Below are 15,676 nucleotides of genomic sequence, written 5' to 3'. Positions count from 1 at the left end.
TTCCCACTCCCTACTCCCCACTCCCTACTCCCTATTCCCCTTCCTTACCTAATTAGCACGCTGCGTAACCAATCCTTAACGAATCAAGTCGTAAGAAATATCAGTCTTAGAAGGAATATTGGTGTTGCGGTCAATTTCCTCGAAGATTGTATTAACAATCCAGTTGAGCAAGTTGATCACACCTTGGTAGCCAATGGTGCTGTAGCGGTGTAAGTGGTGGCGATCCATGATAGGATAACCAATTCTGACGAAGGGAACCTTACAATCGCGCCATAGGTACTTACCGTAGGAGTTACCAATCAGCAAGTCTACTGGTTCGGTGAACAACAAGGAACGCATATGCCATAGGTCTTTACCACCCCAGATGGTTGCGCCTTGACCAAAAGGACTAGAATCTAGTAACTCTTGGAGTTCTTTTTCAAATACTTCGTTGGAGTTGTTAACTAGAATGTGGACAGGTTCAGCACCCATTTCCAACATAAAGCCAACTACGCTGATGACTAAATCTGGCTCACCAAAGATAGCAAAGCGCTTACCGTGAACCCATGAATGAGAGTCAGTCATGGCATCAACTGCACGACCCCGTTCAAGTTCTAGTTGTTCGGGAATGGGTGTACCACTTAGTTCGCTGAGTTTCATCAAGAACTCATCAGTACCCTTAATACCCCAAGGACGGGAAACTACAGTGGGTTGCTTCCATTCTTTTTCAATGTATTCACGGGTTTTGGTGGTAGAATATGCTTGCAGAGCAACTGTAACTTTACCGTTAATTGAATCTGCTGCATCTTCTAACTTTGTACCACCTGGATACATATCAAACTCACCTGTGTTGGGTGAATCTAAGTAGTCGCTGTTGTCAGCGAGAATGGTGTAGTCAAAGCCGAACAAGGAAGAAATGCGTTTGATTTCCCGGTTGTTGCCTACATAAGTATCAAAACCTGGGATGAAGTTGATTTTGCCATTGCTGGTAGCTGTCTTCTTACCTGCGGTCAGGTTAGAAAGAATCCCCTTCATCATGTTGTCGTAACCAGTGATGTGGGAACCAACAAAGCTAGGAGTGTGAGCGTAAGGTACTGGGAAATCTTTAGGAACTGAACCAGCATCTTTAGCGTTGTTGATGAATGACTGTAAGTCATCACCAATTACTTCTGCCATACAGGTGGTGCAGACAGCAATCATTTTAGGCTTGTACAGTTGGTAGGAGTTAGCCAAACCGTCAATCATGTTTTGCAAACCACCGAACACCGCAGCGTCTTCAGTCATTGAAGAAGACACACCAGAGAATGGTTCTTTGTAGTGACGGGTTAAGTGGGTACGGAAGTAAGCAACGCAACCTTGAGAACCTTGGACGAAAGGCATTGTGCCTTCAAAACCAACAGCCGCAAAGATTGCACCTAGAGGTTGACAGCCTTTAGCTGGGTTAACTGTTAAAGCTTCACGAGCGAAGTTCTTTTCACGATATTCCCAACCCTTTGTCCACTCTGCAACGCGTGTAACTTCGTCAGCGCTGTGACCGTTTTCAAATTCCTTTTTGTTTTGGAATAGTTGTTGGTATTCTGGTTGGTGGAATAACTCAACGTGGTCTTGAATATTTTCTGGATTTTGAGGCATTTCTACATCTCCAAACTTACTGAAGTCTTTCGTTACTGATTGAGGAATTTTGTAGTGGGAGTGGGAACATGACTCAAAACTCAGAATGCAAAAATCAAAAGAAACTTTTAATTTTTGAATTTTGAACCTTGAATTCCCGACTCCCCCCTGGGGCTAAAACCCCAGGCTATCCCTACTTATCCCTTCGCCATTTCCCTAAGCTGTAGCTTTAGCTTTAGCCTTAGCTTGAGCTTTTTCGTTCCAGGGAGCGCCAATTAAACCCCAAGTTGGGCTGTTGAGTGCCAAATCCATATCACGAGCGAAGATAGCGAAGCCATCATAACCGTGATAAGGACCGGAGTATTCCTGGTGATGCTTCGATAGCTTTGAATATCTGAATGTTTGCAGTAAGCAGTGTCACGGATAAACATTGTTCGCTGATCACAAATTTATTTTTAGGCTAAATATAGGCTAAATCATAGCGATGCATAATCAGGGTGAAGACAAGTTCGGTTAATTAGTTACGATTACCACAATCATTAAACCCCACCCCCAACCCCTCCCCGCTTGCGGAGAGGGGAGATAGAGCTTCAATTTCGCGGGTTTCCAAGTTTAATTTCATCTACCGACGGCAGTTTTCTTGGTTGAAGTCTGCAAGCACACCAGCAAAGAGAACAGATGAGAACAAAAATACTATTAGAGTTAGAGCAAGTAAATCTGCGTTTGAAATCTGCAAAGGCAAAGGTAACGGTGAGAGCATCAAATGGAAGTCTGCAATTACGGGCGACGTTACCAATTAAACCGGGAGACAAGGACATAAGAGGAACGGGGAAAAAGCAATACAATCTCAGTTTAAATATTCCTGCTAATTTGGATGGACTCAAGACGGCTGAGGAAGAAGCTTATGAATTAGGCAAGTTAATCGCTCGTAAATCTTTTGAATGGAATGATAAATATTTAGGTAATGAAGCGATTAAAAAACAATTTAAAACTATAGGTGAGTTACTCGCTCAATTTGAAGAGGAGTATTTTAAAACTCATCAGCGTACCACTAAAAGCGAACATACTTTTTTTTATTATTTTTCCCGCACCAAACGATTTACTAATGCTCAAGATTTAGCAAGTCCTGAAAATTTAATCAGTTCAATTGAAAAGATTGAGAAAGAATGGGCAAAATATAACGCTGCCAGAGCTATATCAGCTTTTTGTCAAACCTTCAAAATTGAAATTGATTTATCTAATTATTCAAAAATGCCGGATAATAATCCCCGGAATATACCGAGTGATGCAGAAATAATTACAGGAACTACTAAATTTGAAGATTACTTAAATAATAGAGGTAATCAAGTTAATCAAAATGTTAAAGATAGCTGGCAGCTTTGGCGCTGGACTTATGGAATGTTAGCAGTTTTCGGTTTACGTCCACGGGAATTATTTATTAATCCTAATATTGATTGGTGGTTAAGTCAAGAGAATACAGATTTAACATGGAAAGTCCATAAAGATTGTAAAACGGGTGAAAGGGAAGCCTTACCTTTATATAAACAATGGATTTTGGAGTTTGATTTAAGAAATCATAAATATTTAGAGATGTTGGCAACTGCAATTAGTAAGAAAGATCATACTAATCATGCTGAAATGACGGCTTTAACTCAACGAGTTAGTTGGTGGTTTCGTAAAATTGGTTTAAATTTTAAGCCTTATGATTTACGTCATGCTTGGGCGATTAGGGCGCATATTTTAGGTATACCAATTAAGGCTGCGGCGGATAATTTGGGGCATAGTGTGGAAGTGCATACGGAAACTTATCAGCGTTGGTTCTCTTTGGATATGCGGAAGTTGGCGATTAATCAGGCTTTGAGTAAGAGGAATGAATTTGAGGTGATTCGGGAGGAGAATGGGCAATTGAGGATGGAGAATGAAAGGTTGAAAATGGAGGTTGATAAGTTGAGGATGGAGTTGGTTTATAAGCGTAGTTGATTTTTGTTAATAAAATTGTTGCGGTGCGTTGCGCTGCTGATAAATCAATATTATATTATTTGTCATAAAATCAAATAATTGTTTGATCATGAGTACTTTGTACCGGATTATTACGTAAAAATCAATTTAAATTGTATCATCATAAACTATTCAACAATGCGAACGCATTGATCGTGTTAAGTGCGTGATGCTAGCGACAATGCATGCTATAGGACTCCTATTTGATTTCTGTTGGCGTAGCCTGCGCTTTGCGCTTACAACTCAAAAAGCTGTTTCCCACGGACCACTCCCTACGGACCACTCCCCACCTACGCAAGTAAGTATGGCTACGCCACGCAAGCTATCAAAAATCAAAGCGGATTACTATATATGATTAATAATGCCAAAAAGAACTAACAGTTACCAAAAACTGTGTGATAATAATTTGGCTAGAGTTAGTAGTCTAAGTTGTGGCAACCTAAAAGTGAAACAAATGGGCTTGATCTTTTGCATGAGGCTGAACTCAGCACATCCCAAAACAACCAATATCAGCTGACTATAATTAATCTTAGTTAGAATTTCATGGCCATTTTACTAACCACACTTTACACGTCCTGTAAACCTGAGCGTGCTGAAGAATTTTTAACTTGTTTGCACAGAAACCTGGCACATCCCTACATAGAGGCTGTTAAAGTTTTTTTGGAAATAAAAGACCAAGATACAGACTATAGCTACTTGAATGGATTTTCTCACGAAAAGTTAGAAATCATTCCTGTGCATCACCGTTCTACCTATGCTGAATTGATCGCAGTGGCAAATAACTGGGGAACAGATCAAGTCGCTATTATTGTCAATGCTGATATATACTTCGACGAAAATAGTGCCTTAGAACGTTCCGCAGAAATTACCACGGGAGAATTTTGGACACTATCCCGATATGAACCAACTCAAGATGGTGGCTGGAAACTGTTTCATATAGCTGTAGCTGGCGCACACGACTGTTGGATTTTTAGAACCCCACTACCTGCGTTTAAGAATAATTACCAACTGGGGATTCAAGGCTGCGATTTATTCATGGCTCAACGAGCAATTGAGGCGGGTTTTAAAGTCTTAAATCCCTGTTTTACCATCCTTCCCCGACACTTACATCAAGTTGCGGGAGTCCGGAATCATAAACTTGATCCTATTCGCAAAATCAATTATTGGCACGATCCAGAATATGCGCCCTTGGGTACGCAAACCTATAGTCCACAACCCTCTTCCCTAGAACGCCGGGCTACTCTCTCACGCCGTTCACCAATGTATATAGGTATGAGTTTAATAGGACGTTGGTTATTGCCAATTTATCGCTTTGAGCCGCTCAAAAATCGACTCGATGCCTTGAGAGGACATGGACGCACCCATAAAGTAAAATCAAAATAGCACAATTACGGATTACAGGCGTAGCGATCGCATAACTCCATTAACAACTCACTTTCATCTCAAATCACGCAAATATAGCACTTTGCAACTAAATCAAGTCCACAGATTAATATGATAAAGGCGTTGCTGAATCAAAGTATGAAATGCCAAAATTGCCATTCTTTTTCTTCGTACCTTTGCGCCTACCCTGCGCGTTCCGCCTTAGCGGTATGCGTGAAACCAAATATGAATTTAAATGTAGAGACGTTCCATGGAACGTCTCTACAGGGGTTTTGAGATCATCACAAATCGTGTTCATACTTCAAATCAGCAACGCCATTATAAATCTTCTGGGGGACAGCAAAGATGCCCGCCCTTGTTTACCTCACTCAGATGAAATATACTGTAATTGTTTTATCTAGTCCCCGTTAACAATAAGGAGGATAAAGTTAGTGAATCAAAGTCATATATTCTGGCTGAGAATTCTTGCCGTTTTTGAAGTAATTACAGCACTTGTTAACTTTGCCCCTGACAATCCGTTCGATGTGTTATTCAGAATACTATTACTTGCTAGCGGGTTACTTATATTTTACAAGAGGAGGGCTGGTGTCATTTTGTCAATCATTGCACAAGCACTTTCCATTCCTGAGATCAAGTTTAACTTTTTTTACTGGCCTCCCATAGTAGGAAAATTCATGGGCTTTCGCTTTAATGCTTTTTGTTTAGAGTCTCCTTCACAATCCATCTGTATAGGTGTAGATATCTTGTCTATTTTTTTGCTATTATTTTTGATACATAGTCTCAAAAATCTTGTAAGCGCTGAACAGATGAGAAAATCTTTTGAAGAAACATACAAAAAATTATAAGCTTTTAGGACTAGCTTTATACAAAGTATAGCAACCGCCAAGGTTGTTAGGACATGGTAAAAGCCTAAAAACCAGTCACAGCGAGTCTTTCACTTTTGACTTTTGACTTTTGACTTTTGACTTTTGCTATATATCATAGCCCCCTCCTTGCACCCCCCGAAATCCCCCCGCAACGGGGTGAAGAAAAGGATAAACCTTTGATATGAGAGTGGGTTGGGGGTGGGGTTCTTTTACCTTTTAATCTAAAAAAATAGCAATTCAAATAGTCTTACTTTTTACAAAATTAACTTAAATAAAATTTAATCAAAACCTCAAAACCATACCCCATAAGAATTATATTATTTAAAGCAGCAAACATATATTATTTCTAGCTCACCCTAAAACTTGCATTTAGACTAAACATAAATTATTTTTTATTTGGCTGTCTAAAAATCCTATTATCATTGACTTTGAGGCACTATGGCTAGGTTCGGAGTAATCCCAAGAGTGCATTTGACGGAAAGGTAGACCCATCTTTTGGAAGACGTACTTCTCTTTCACACCAGAAGCTACAAGGTCAGGCTTGAGGGCTTTGATAAACTCCTCAAATTCATAAGCAGTCACGTCATCGTAAACGATAGTACCATTTTCGATGTAGTGAGTGGTACGTTTGTAGTCGTCATTATGAGCGAACTCATAACCAGTACCAATCATCTTCATGCCCAAGTCTTGGAAAGCTGGGACAACGTGACGAGGACGTAGACCACCAACCATCATAGCGACAGTCTTACCATCTAAACGGGGGCGATACTTGTTAACGATCGCATCCATTGTAGGCTGATACTTAGCAATAACCTTCTCAGCGTTTGCTTGGATTTTTTCGTCAAACTTAGAAGCAATTTCCCGTAAAGATTCAGCAATCTTGGTAGGTCCGAAGAAGTTGTATTCCAACCAGGGAATACCATATTTTTCTTCCATGTGACGGCTGATGTAGTTCATCGAGCGGTAACAGTGGATGAGGTTCATCTTCACGTTGGGGGTCATCAACATTTCGTTGATAGTACCATCACCAGACCACTGAGCAACTACACGCAAACCGATTTCTTCTAATAAGATACGGCTCGCCCAAGCATCACCACCGATGTTGTAGTCACCAATGATTGCTACGTCATAAGGAGTAGAATCAAACTTCAGTGAACCATCAGCTTTAGCTTTATCGGATCTGGGGAATACCCAGTCACGAATCATGTCGTTAGCGATGTGGTGTCCCAAGGACTGAGAAACACCCCGGAAACCTTCGCAACGAACTGGAACAACTGGCTTGTCGATTTCTTTTGCAGCCTTACGAGCTACAGCTTCGATGTCATCCCCAATTAGACCGATGGGACATTCAGATTGAATGGAAACACCACGGTTAAGAGGGAAGAGGATTTCCAATTCTTGGATCAATTTCAGTAGTTTTTTGTCACCACCAAAAACGATGTCTCTTTCTTGGAAATCAGAGGTGAAGTGCATAGTACCAAAGGTGTCAACACCTGTAGTACCAATGTAGTAGTTACGACGACCAGACCAAGACCAGTAACCGCAACCAACTGGCCCGTGACTGATGTGGATCATGTCCTTAATAGGACCCCAAACCACACCCTTGGAACCTGCATAAGCACAACCACGAGCGGTCATTACACCAGGAAGAGATTTGACGTTAGATTTAACGCCGCAATCGCTCTTACCTTCTTCAAATACATTTAAGTGCTTTTCGCGTCTTTTCTTAGCTTTATCTGGGTAAGCACTAAGAACTTCTTTAATAAGTTCTTTTCTTTCTTCAACGATTTTGTTGTTTTCTGGAGGTGTCATTTTATCCTCTCCGATTCTTAGGGTTCTGGGAATAGGGGACTGAGAGTCCCCTCTAGGTTTAGTAGGGGGAGATGCAAGGGTGAAGGTCAAAGGTAAAATATAAAATTCTTCCTTTTTCCTTGTGGTACAGTATTACTACTTACCAGCAGTTTTACCAACTAACATTGCAGCGTTTTCTTCGCTTTCGAGAATACCGAATTCAATCAACAATTCTTCTAGTTCTTCCATTTCGATAGGTGTAGGAATAGCTAGGTTTTTGTTGTTGATGATCTTGGTAGCCAATGTGCGGTATTCGTTAGCTTGGTTGCTTTCGGGTGCGTATTCGTTAACAGTCATCCGACGCAATTCAGCGTGTTGAACGATGTTGTCACGGGGTACGAAGTGAATCATTTGGGTGTTCAACCGTTTTGCCAAGGTTTCGATTAATTCGATTTCTCGGTCAGTGTTACGGCTGTTACAGATCAAACCACCCAAACGCACGCCACCGGTGTGAGCATACTTAAGAACACCACGAGCGATGTTGTTAGCAGCGTACATCGCCATCATTTCACCTGATGTCACGATGTAAATTTCCTGTGCTTTACCTTCACGGTAAAGAGTGATGATATTATCCTAACAGCCTAAAATTGCTTATTTTTAACAATGTTTGCCGTAAGCATTGTCAAGGCTGAACAGTTTTTTTATTAGGGTAAATCTAGGGTATGAACAGAACACAGGAAGCATTTGCCGATTTTCAACAAACAGCCAGCAGCGATGGGGGATATATAGGCAGAATGCAAGCAGTGACAAATCAAGAAAATCACCTGACGGCAAAACTGGAAACAGAATTAAAGGCAGTAAATGCTAGAATCAAAGCTGCTAGGGTGAATGTTTCGGTCAGAAAATCTGGTAATTCACTGCAACTGAGAAGCACCCTACCCATTAAACCAGGAGATATTGATAAAAACGGTATAGGAACAAAGCAATATGATCTTTCTTTGGGTATCCCGTTTAATTTTGATGGTTTAAATACTGCGGAAGAAGAAGCTTATGAGTTAGGAAAATTGTTAGCGAGAAAACAATTTCAATGGACTGAGAAATATTTAGGTAAAACTCGCAATAAAGTTAACGCCAAAATAATTGGTGATTTGATTGCAAATTTTGAAAAAAATTATTTCCAAACTAGAAAACGTAACCTTAAAAGTGAGAACACATTTAATAGTTATTTTTATATTGCTCAAAAACACTTACCAAAGGATAAACCAGCGATAAATGCCAACTTTATTGCATCTGTGCAGTGTTGTCCATCGTCTGATAGTGTCAAAAATGAGTTAATTAAAGTTATTCGAGTATTGTGTAAATGTTCCGGTTTGGAAGTTCCAGAGCTAAGTAACTTAAAAATTAAACCTACTGCTCAACGCAAGCGTGATATCCCCACTGATGCAGACATAGAGCGGGAATATCTCAAATTTGAGGCTTACTCACTCAACCGTCCCAGTAAATTACTCACTAGGGAAGACAGAAATAACTGGAAACTGTGGCGTTGGGTATATGGGATGTTAGCTACTTATGGTATAAGACCGAGAGAGATTTTTGTTAATCCTGATCTAAATTGGTGGTTGTCTTCAGACAATACCATTAATACATGGCGGGTGAATGAAGAATGTAAAACAGGTGAGAGGGAAGCTTTACCATTATATCCGCGCTGGGTAGAGACATTTAATTTAAAAACTGATACGGAAGCCATTGAATTATTAAAAGCGAAAATTCAGGGCAAAATTACCAGTAAACAGATTAATTCGGCTCGACATGGTACAGACAGATGGTTTAGATTTGTCGGTATTCCTTTTCAACCTTATGATTTACGCCATGCTTGGGCAATTAGAGCGCATTTAATGGGAATTCCGATTAAAGCTGCTGCTGATAATTTGGGTCATTCGGTAAATATGCACACATCGATTTATCAAAGATGGTTTAGTTTAGAAAATCGCAAGGTTGCTATTGAAGAAGCTATTAAGAAAAAGTCTAAGGTGGAAGACTTGCAAGATATAGTGATTCGATTGGAGCAGGAAAATGAAAGGTTGAGAATAGAAAATGAAAGATTGCGCTTACAGATGGAAAATCCAAATTTAATACGCATAATTAATTAAATAGTAGGGTGGGTTAGCGCAGCGTAACCCACTATAACCCACCATAAACTTAAATATAATGGTGGGTTACGGACTACCGTCCTAACCCACCCTACAATAATTTAGGGATTTATGAAACGCCAAATTTATCATAAAAAATCCTGTGTGTTGAGTAGAACTAATGTTAGTGTAATAAAAATCTGTAGCCTTAACTAAATCTATGACTATACAAATTAGTATCGAACTACCAAATGATGTATTTTCCGCGCTCCGTAGTAATCCCGAAAATTTTGTTCAGGAAATGCGTTTAGCGGCGGCTGTCAAATGGTATGAAGTTGGTATGCTTTCTCAATCTAAAGCTGCTGAAATTGCTGGCGTGAGTCGTCACCAGTTTCTAGAAGCACTGCATCGTTATAATGTTTCACCTTTTCAAGTGACTTCCGAAGAATTAGCTGAGGAATTAGAGCGTGAGTAGACAATGGGTTGTAAATTCTGCGCCATTACTTAGTAAGCAATGGCTTTGCTTTTTGAATAGATAATTTTAATCTTCTTCTAACTCACCATCAAAATCAGTGAGTGATGCCTCTTCTACTTCTAATTCATCAATCTCTTCATCAATCATTCCTAGTTCTTTCTTCGCAAATACACGCCGCGCCCGTTTATCTAAAATTTTGATAATGTTTGTTTTATCTTCCTTGATAGATTCAATATCTTCTTTTTGAATCAGCACCATATAGTAACGAGAAACTTCCATCATGCGATAGGCATATTGAAAAGCGTCTCTAGTAAATTCTCCAGTAGTCACAATCATAACCACATCAGCCCCAGTTACAAAAGTCATCCCGACTTCTTTAGCAAGCACTTCAACATCTACTCGCTTGGTATTTTTGCATTGAATTTGCCAACGATGATAAACAAAGCGATCTGAGGCTGCTAAGACATCTACCTCACCTTGGCCTGTTTCATAATCTCGTTTACGCCACTTAGTAAACCGTAGGCTAGTTAAACGAATCATCCAGATAGCAAGTAATTCTAGTGCTTTACCCTTAATATGCTTATCAGCATGATCTAAGTCTTGAACAACATCTTCAAAGCTACGATTTAGTTCAGTTTGCGATATTTCTGTCATGTCTGCAATAGATTCCAGCAGTTTAGACAGCAATTCTTTCTGTGCTTTCTCAGTAAGTTTCACAAGATTGGGTTTAGCACCCCGTCCACCTGTGGTTTTCTCAGTTTCAATTAGCTCTGCATCTGTTAGAGGTTGAATAATATCTTTAACAAACGACTTGGAAGGAAATCTTACTTTATAAACACTTGTTGCGTAATTAACAATGTCATTCCATTTAGTAAAATCTGTGATGCTCATCTGGAGCATTGCCAGCAAGAAATACTTTTGCCCTGATGTGAGTGTGTAAAGTTCATCAATGTAATCCTTATCAAGTTCTAGAATGTCGTATACTTGATCCCAGTTAATTTGATCTGTTTTCTCAAAAATTCCAGCCTCTTGTAACCATTGTCGCATCGTACTGGCATATATGGCATTGGGAGATAGAGAATAGCCCATTTCTTGTAATTCGTAACCAATTAAATCAAGCTTTGGTTTATCACCTCTACTATTGATTGCCTCAATTGCTTTTAAAAGCGACATTCCAGTTAGGTTAGTGAGTATATGACGGGCAAAAATTTTCTTTACCTCTTTGGGATTATCCTGATTTTCTAAAAGTTCATTACTAAGGTTGGATACCTGATACTGCCACATATCATCTCCAATTGATTCAACTAACTTATAAGCACGAAGAGATAGAAACGTATTCATAGAAAGTTTACTACGATTATCTTCTTGCTGAGAGTTATTTTGTGTTGAGTGATTGGAGTAATACTTTCTTGAAATTGCATCCTCTAGGGCGCGGCGATCTGGCTGATAAGATATACACAGTTCAACTAAATCAGGTAATTTCATCTTTTTCGGTGTGAACTGATGCCCATAGGTAAATTTGAGTTTTTGATCTGCCATTTTGCTATTGTGTAATTGAAATAGGTCTAACTGATATGGAGTATCCTGAGCATGAATTTCTGGTGAAATCTTAATTGCGTCAGGTGCTAATTGTAAAGCTTTAGTCTTGAGTGCTTTTTTATCTACCAGTGGAGTAACAACCAATGGTGCATCATTTTCAAATCGGAACTGTGATGTTTGAATGTAATTCTCATCCAGTTCAAATGCTAACCAGCGTCGATCTAGTGTTTCAGCGACACGCCCCGTAGTATTTGAGCCAGCAAATGGATCTAAAACTAAATCACCTGGTTCTGTACAAAGTCCAATTACAAATTCAGGTAAGGCTTGAGGAAAGCGGGCGGGGTGAGGTTTAACGCCTTCTTCTTTACACCGCCTTTGGTAGTAATCATTAGAAGCAGTGTTAGAAGCTGAAATGACATTTACCGGCTGCACCATGTCATTTTCTAAAATCCAATTAAACTCACCTAGCACTGGTTTACCAATCAATGTAGATGAACCAAATTCTGAATCAATTATAATATTTGGGGGAATCGCACCGCCCCGATCATTTTTAAATTTAGTGGAAATATCATGACCAGATGGGCGCAATTTTGCTTCATACCCATTTTTCAATAGGTTTTTCATAGCATCGCTATAGGGGCGTAACACGCGTTTGTTATTTGCTTTAGGATGTGGATCTTTCGATAGCCACCACACAGTGTTTACAGCATCTTTCACCCTTTCTCTACGGACTGTTACCCACTCAGCAGGGGTAGGAAGTTTTGCTGGGTTGTACCAAAAAAGTTCCTGTGCAAGATAAAAACCTAGTCCCCCCTTTGATTTTGGTTTGCATAGTTCAACTACTAGCTCAAAATGGTAAAGTGATCTTACGGGTACTCCTTTATGCCAAGTACCTCCAATATCTACTACTAACGAGCCTTGAGGTTTTAGAATGCGGTAAAACTGAATTGCAAATTTTTTAAACCATTCAATGTATTCACAGGCATCTACATTACCGTACTCTTTTTTACGTACTAAAGCAAAGGGCGGGGAAGTACAAATTAGGTCAACACTCTCATTAGGTAACTCTGCCATCAATGCTAGGCTGTTCCCTAAGTAAGCAGCACCTAAATTAGTTAAATAGTAGGGATTACAACTAATGTTTTTGAAATTTTCGAGGGTTGACATTTTTTGCACGATTGTATTTTTCTATAACAGTCTAAGTAAGATATCTACGGTAACAAATTTTAATAAAAGTTTGCACAAGTAATACTAAGGTTAAATGGTTATATAGGAATCCGGTTTGATATCTGAAATTATTTACGTAGTCAGGTAAAAGGCAAAAGGCACGACGCAAAAGGATTTGAGGGAATTTAGGTGTACGGAGTTTTTTTCAAAAATCAAATAGGAGTCCTATATTAAATTTATTTATTTTCTTAATTTAACCATGAACCAATTATACATCACCAACCAGTAACAAATTTATCAAAATTAATGTATGGATATTGACACCAGGGACAAAATAGGGTAAATAAAAGAATACAAATCAAACAAACTGCCCATTTGTGCAAACTTTCCCAGGGAAAAAATAGGGCAAGAAAAAATAAAAAATTCAAATCAATTGAATATCAAAAACCCTAGAAATCACAGCTTAATCTTCACGGATAGGCATAGCAAAACCACCACATACAACGTCACCTAATACGTCGTAAGATACGAAATCTAGGTCTTGGTAAGCACCATTTTCTTCTAAGAAGTTGATGGCGGTGATAATACCACGACCAGCGCAACCTACACCGGGTTCTGGACCACCAGATTCTACGCAACGAACGTTACGGAAACCAGTCAGCATTACTTCTTCGATTTCGATATCTTCTACTGCACCACGTTCAGCAGCCAAGTGAAGAACGGTTGTTTGAGCTTTACTGTGTAGCATCAAACGGGTGGAGTCAGCTTTAGGGTCACAACCAACGATCAGGATGCGTTGACCCATTTCTGCCATAGCTGCTAAGGTATTTTGGGAAGTGGTAGATTTACCAATACCGCCTTTACCGTAGAAAGCTATCTGTCTAATGTTTTCGTCAGTCATGATTTATCTCCTGCAATTGGTTGGTTAGTGGGTCTGTTGGTTGACGTTCACGCCTGTTGAGCTTCAGCAGTGAGCGGTTGTAGAACGTCGCCGGGGGCGATTGTGCTTAAGCACAGGCCGGGGGCGATCGCTCCACAGCAAAATCGAGGGGTATTGGTGTCATAATGATTCAGGTTAATTTTTTGTTTATTTGGTTTCCTTTGCCACTTGTCAAGCAAATGACAAAGGAGTTACACACTGTACAAATATGTGGAGATAACAAGCAGGATTTGACGTAATTATTCGTCCAATCAATGCCCAAATCCTATTTGTTCAAAATAGAAGCCTTTAAACCGGAGACTTTAGCCATTGCAGCGCTGCTGTTTTCTGCGGATACTCCGGCTGCGGCCATTGCTGCACCCAAATGCTTGGAAACTGCATCAAAGTGTTGGTCGTTGAGTTTCATGCCTGTGTGGGTTTTTTCCATTGGACGACCAGCATATTGGTTTGGTCCTTCAAATATCTGAGAGAAGAAAGCAATTTGATGAGCGCGTTGTTTCGCCATATCGGTTTTAGCGAAGTAGCCTTTGAGGCTACCGTCTGCCATAACGCTCTTGTGAAAGGCATCAACTACTTTTTCAATTGTGGGTTGTCCACCAATGTTTTCGTACAAACTCATATCCTGATTCCTTTGAAGCGAGTGGGATAATGCAATTGGCAATTAGGTGTTGAATACTTTCACCTATGTACTATTGCTGTGTGTTCTCAGTAGGAATGAAGCATTGATGGGGCGAAAATTATCTTTCAAATCCTACTTGGTGTCCTGTTTAATAAATAACAGGCTCTATTTGTGCGGTGTGTAAATCTTAAAGTTATGGTGCGACTGCTTCGACTACTAGGTTTTTGCTGACACGATCTTGTAACCTAGCTTCGATCGCAATCTTCAGAGTGGCTGTACTGCTAGAACAAGAACCACAAGCGCCTTGAAGTACGACTTTGACTTTATCGCCTTCGACATCGTAAAGTTCCACATCTCCCCCGTCTGCAATCAGTACGGGTCTGACTTCTTCATCGAGAACTTTTTGAATGAGTGCAATTCTTTGTACGTTGGTTAGAGGTTTTGATTGCTGTGAGTTAGCAACTGCGACGCTGTGGGTGTTGAGAGCAGGTACGGCGGCTTTCTCCTTTACATCTCTTATAATATCATCAATATTTGCTAAACAGGAACCGCATCCGCCACCAGCTTTTACATAATTTGTTACCTGTTCCGCATCAGTAAGATGATTTTCTAGAATCACACGGCGAATTTTGGCTTCGCTGATACCAAAGCAACTACAAATTAATGCGCCTTCATCATCGTCGTCATGGGTAGCAAGGGGAATGCCACGATAGTTATAAATAGCGGCTTCTAGCGCTTCCTGTCCCATGACAGAGCAGTGCATTTTCGCTTCTGGCAATCCGCCGAGGTAATCTGCAATCTGTTTATTAGAAACTTTCAAAGCTTCGTCTAGGGTTAAACCTTTGACCATTTCGGTTAAAGCACTGGAAGAGGCGATCGCACTTGTGCAGCCAAAGGTTTGAAAGCGTGCATCTAATATTTTATCAGATTCTACTTCAACTTTCAAGTGTAATCTCAGGGCATCACCACAGGCAATGCTACCAATTTCTCCCATTGCAACCTTAACACCAGCTTCGCCAGTTTCTTCAATGGCTCCCTGATTTTGGGGATTGTAAAACAATTCTAATACTTTATCTGTGTAGTCCCACATGGTCAATTTTAGATTTTGGATTTTGGATTTTAGATTAGGCACTAGGGCGGGATGAGGGATGAGGAAAAATTTCCGCTCTCCCCAGTACC

At 40.0% G+C, this 15,676-nt stretch carries 9 protein-coding genes and 5 pseudogenes; 5 read left to right on the top strand and 9 right to left on the bottom strand.

Annotation, left to right across the window (positions count from 1 at the left end; all coding sequences use genetic code 11):
* Positions 1-75: 75 nt before the first annotated feature.
* Positions 76-1,611, bottom strand: coding sequence for a nitrogenase molybdenum-iron protein subunit beta (gene nifK, locus NSP_RS17990; RefSeq protein WP_006194550.1), 1,536 nt, complete (start codon positions 1,609-1,611; stop codon positions 76-78).
* Between the two features lie 195 nt (positions 1,612-1,806).
* Positions 1,807-1,965: pseudogene (locus NSP_RS27555) on the bottom strand (nitrogenase molybdenum-iron protein alpha chain); the annotation flags it as partial.
* 192 nt (positions 1,966-2,157) lie between these two features.
* Here NSP_RS27555 and NSP_RS17985 point away from each other — a divergent pair.
* The 3 genes and pseudogenes from NSP_RS17985 (at position 2,158) to NSP_RS17975 (ending at position 5,816) form a co-directional block, all read left to right on the top strand.
* A pseudogene (locus NSP_RS17985) lies at positions 2,158-3,570 on the top strand (site-specific integrase).
* A 561-nt stretch (positions 3,571-4,131) separates the two neighbouring features.
* Positions 4,132-4,971, top strand: coding sequence for a hypothetical protein (locus tag NSP_RS17980; RefSeq protein ID WP_006194553.1), 840 nt, complete (start codon positions 4,132-4,134; stop codon positions 4,969-4,971).
* A 431-nt stretch (positions 4,972-5,402) separates the two neighbouring features.
* A complete protein-coding gene (locus NSP_RS17975) occupies positions 5,403-5,816 on the top strand; it encodes a hypothetical protein (RefSeq protein ID WP_006194554.1) in 414 nt (137 codons plus the stop codon).
* A 390-nt stretch (positions 5,817-6,206) separates the two neighbouring features.
* Here NSP_RS17975 and nifD read toward each other — a convergent pair whose 3' ends face one another.
* Positions 6,207-7,649 carry a nitrogenase molybdenum-iron protein alpha chain gene (gene nifD, locus NSP_RS17970; RefSeq protein WP_006194555.1) on the bottom strand — a complete coding sequence of 481 codons (1,443 nt, stop codon included), beginning with the start codon at positions 7,647-7,649 and terminating at the stop codon, positions 6,207-6,209.
* A 135-nt stretch (positions 7,650-7,784) separates the two neighbouring features.
* Positions 7,785-8,240, bottom strand: a pseudogene (nifH, locus tag NSP_RS17965) (nitrogenase reductase); the annotation flags it as partial.
* Between the two features lie 110 nt (positions 8,241-8,350).
* Here nifH and NSP_RS17960 point away from each other — a divergent pair.
* On the top strand, positions 8,351-9,778 hold the full coding sequence (locus NSP_RS17960) for a site-specific integrase (protein ID WP_006194557.1): 1,428 nt from the start codon (positions 8,351-8,353) through the stop codon (positions 9,776-9,778).
* A gap of 199 nt (positions 9,779-9,977) precedes the next feature.
* On the top strand, positions 9,978-10,232 hold the full coding sequence (locus tag NSP_RS17955) for a UPF0175 family protein (protein ID WP_006194558.1): 255 nt from the start codon (positions 9,978-9,980) through the stop codon (positions 10,230-10,232).
* A 66-nt stretch (positions 10,233-10,298) separates the two neighbouring features.
* On the opposite strand, the gene NSP_RS26610 is transcribed toward NSP_RS17955, so the two are convergent.
* The 5 genes and pseudogenes from NSP_RS26610 to nifU form a co-directional block, all read right to left on the bottom strand.
* Complete coding sequence (locus NSP_RS26610) at positions 10,299-10,772, bottom strand: restriction endonuclease (protein WP_231859605.1); 474 nt, start codon at positions 10,770-10,772, stop codon at positions 10,299-10,301.
* A gap of 1,158 nt (positions 10,773-11,930) precedes the next feature.
* A pseudogene (locus NSP_RS26605) lies at positions 11,931-12,938 on the bottom strand (DNA-methyltransferase); the annotation flags it as partial.
* A 469-nt stretch (positions 12,939-13,407) separates the two neighbouring features.
* Positions 13,408-13,839: pseudogene (locus NSP_RS17945) on the bottom strand (AAA family ATPase); the annotation flags it as partial.
* 304 nt (positions 13,840-14,143) lie between these two features.
* The gene (locus NSP_RS17940; protein ID WP_006194561.1) at positions 14,144-14,497 is read right to left on the bottom strand and encodes a group I truncated hemoglobin; all 354 of its coding nucleotides are present in this window, start codon (positions 14,495-14,497) and stop codon (positions 14,144-14,146) included.
* A 193-nt stretch (positions 14,498-14,690) separates the two neighbouring features.
* The gene (nifU, locus tag NSP_RS17935) at positions 14,691-15,587 is read right to left on the bottom strand and encodes a Fe-S cluster assembly protein NifU (RefSeq protein ID WP_042201636.1); all 897 of its coding nucleotides are present in this window, start codon (positions 15,585-15,587) and stop codon (positions 14,691-14,693) included.
* Positions 15,588-15,676: the final 89 nt, after the last annotated feature.

Source organism: Nodularia spumigena CCY9414, assembly GCF_000340565.2.
Taxonomy (GTDB): domain Bacteria; phylum Cyanobacteriota; class Cyanobacteriia; order Cyanobacteriales; family Nostocaceae; genus Nodularia; species Nodularia spumigena.
Note: the sequence above shows the minus strand (reverse complement) of the source record. Positions and strands in the feature narration are given on the sequence as shown.

Excerpts from the sequence above, each read along its gene's own strand:
- nifK (WP_006194550.1), bottom strand. The coding sequence starts at position 1,611 with ATGCCTCAAAATCCAGAAAATATTCAAGACCACGTTGAGTTATTCCAC.
- NSP_RS17980 (WP_006194553.1), top strand. The coding sequence starts at position 4,132 with ATGGCCATTTTACTAACCACACTTTACACGTCCTGTAAACCTGAGCGT.
- nifD (WP_006194555.1), bottom strand. The coding sequence starts at position 7,649 with ATGACACCTCCAGAAAACAACAAAATCGTTGAAGAAAGAAAAGAACTT.
- NSP_RS17960 (WP_006194557.1), top strand. The coding sequence starts at position 8,351 with ATGAACAGAACACAGGAAGCATTTGCCGATTTTCAACAAACAGCCAGC.
- NSP_RS17955 (WP_006194558.1), top strand. The coding sequence starts at position 9,978 with ATGACTATACAAATTAGTATCGAACTACCAAATGATGTATTTTCCGCG.
- NSP_RS26610 (WP_231859605.1), bottom strand. The coding sequence starts at position 10,772 with ATGATTCGTTTAACTAGCCTACGGTTTACTAAGTGGCGTAAACGAGAT.
- NSP_RS17940 (WP_006194561.1), bottom strand. The coding sequence starts at position 14,497 with ATGAGTTTGTACGAAAACATTGGTGGACAACCCACAATTGAAAAAGTA.
- nifU (WP_042201636.1), bottom strand. The coding sequence starts at position 15,587 with ATGTGGGACTACACAGATAAAGTATTAGAATTGTTTTACAATCCCCAA.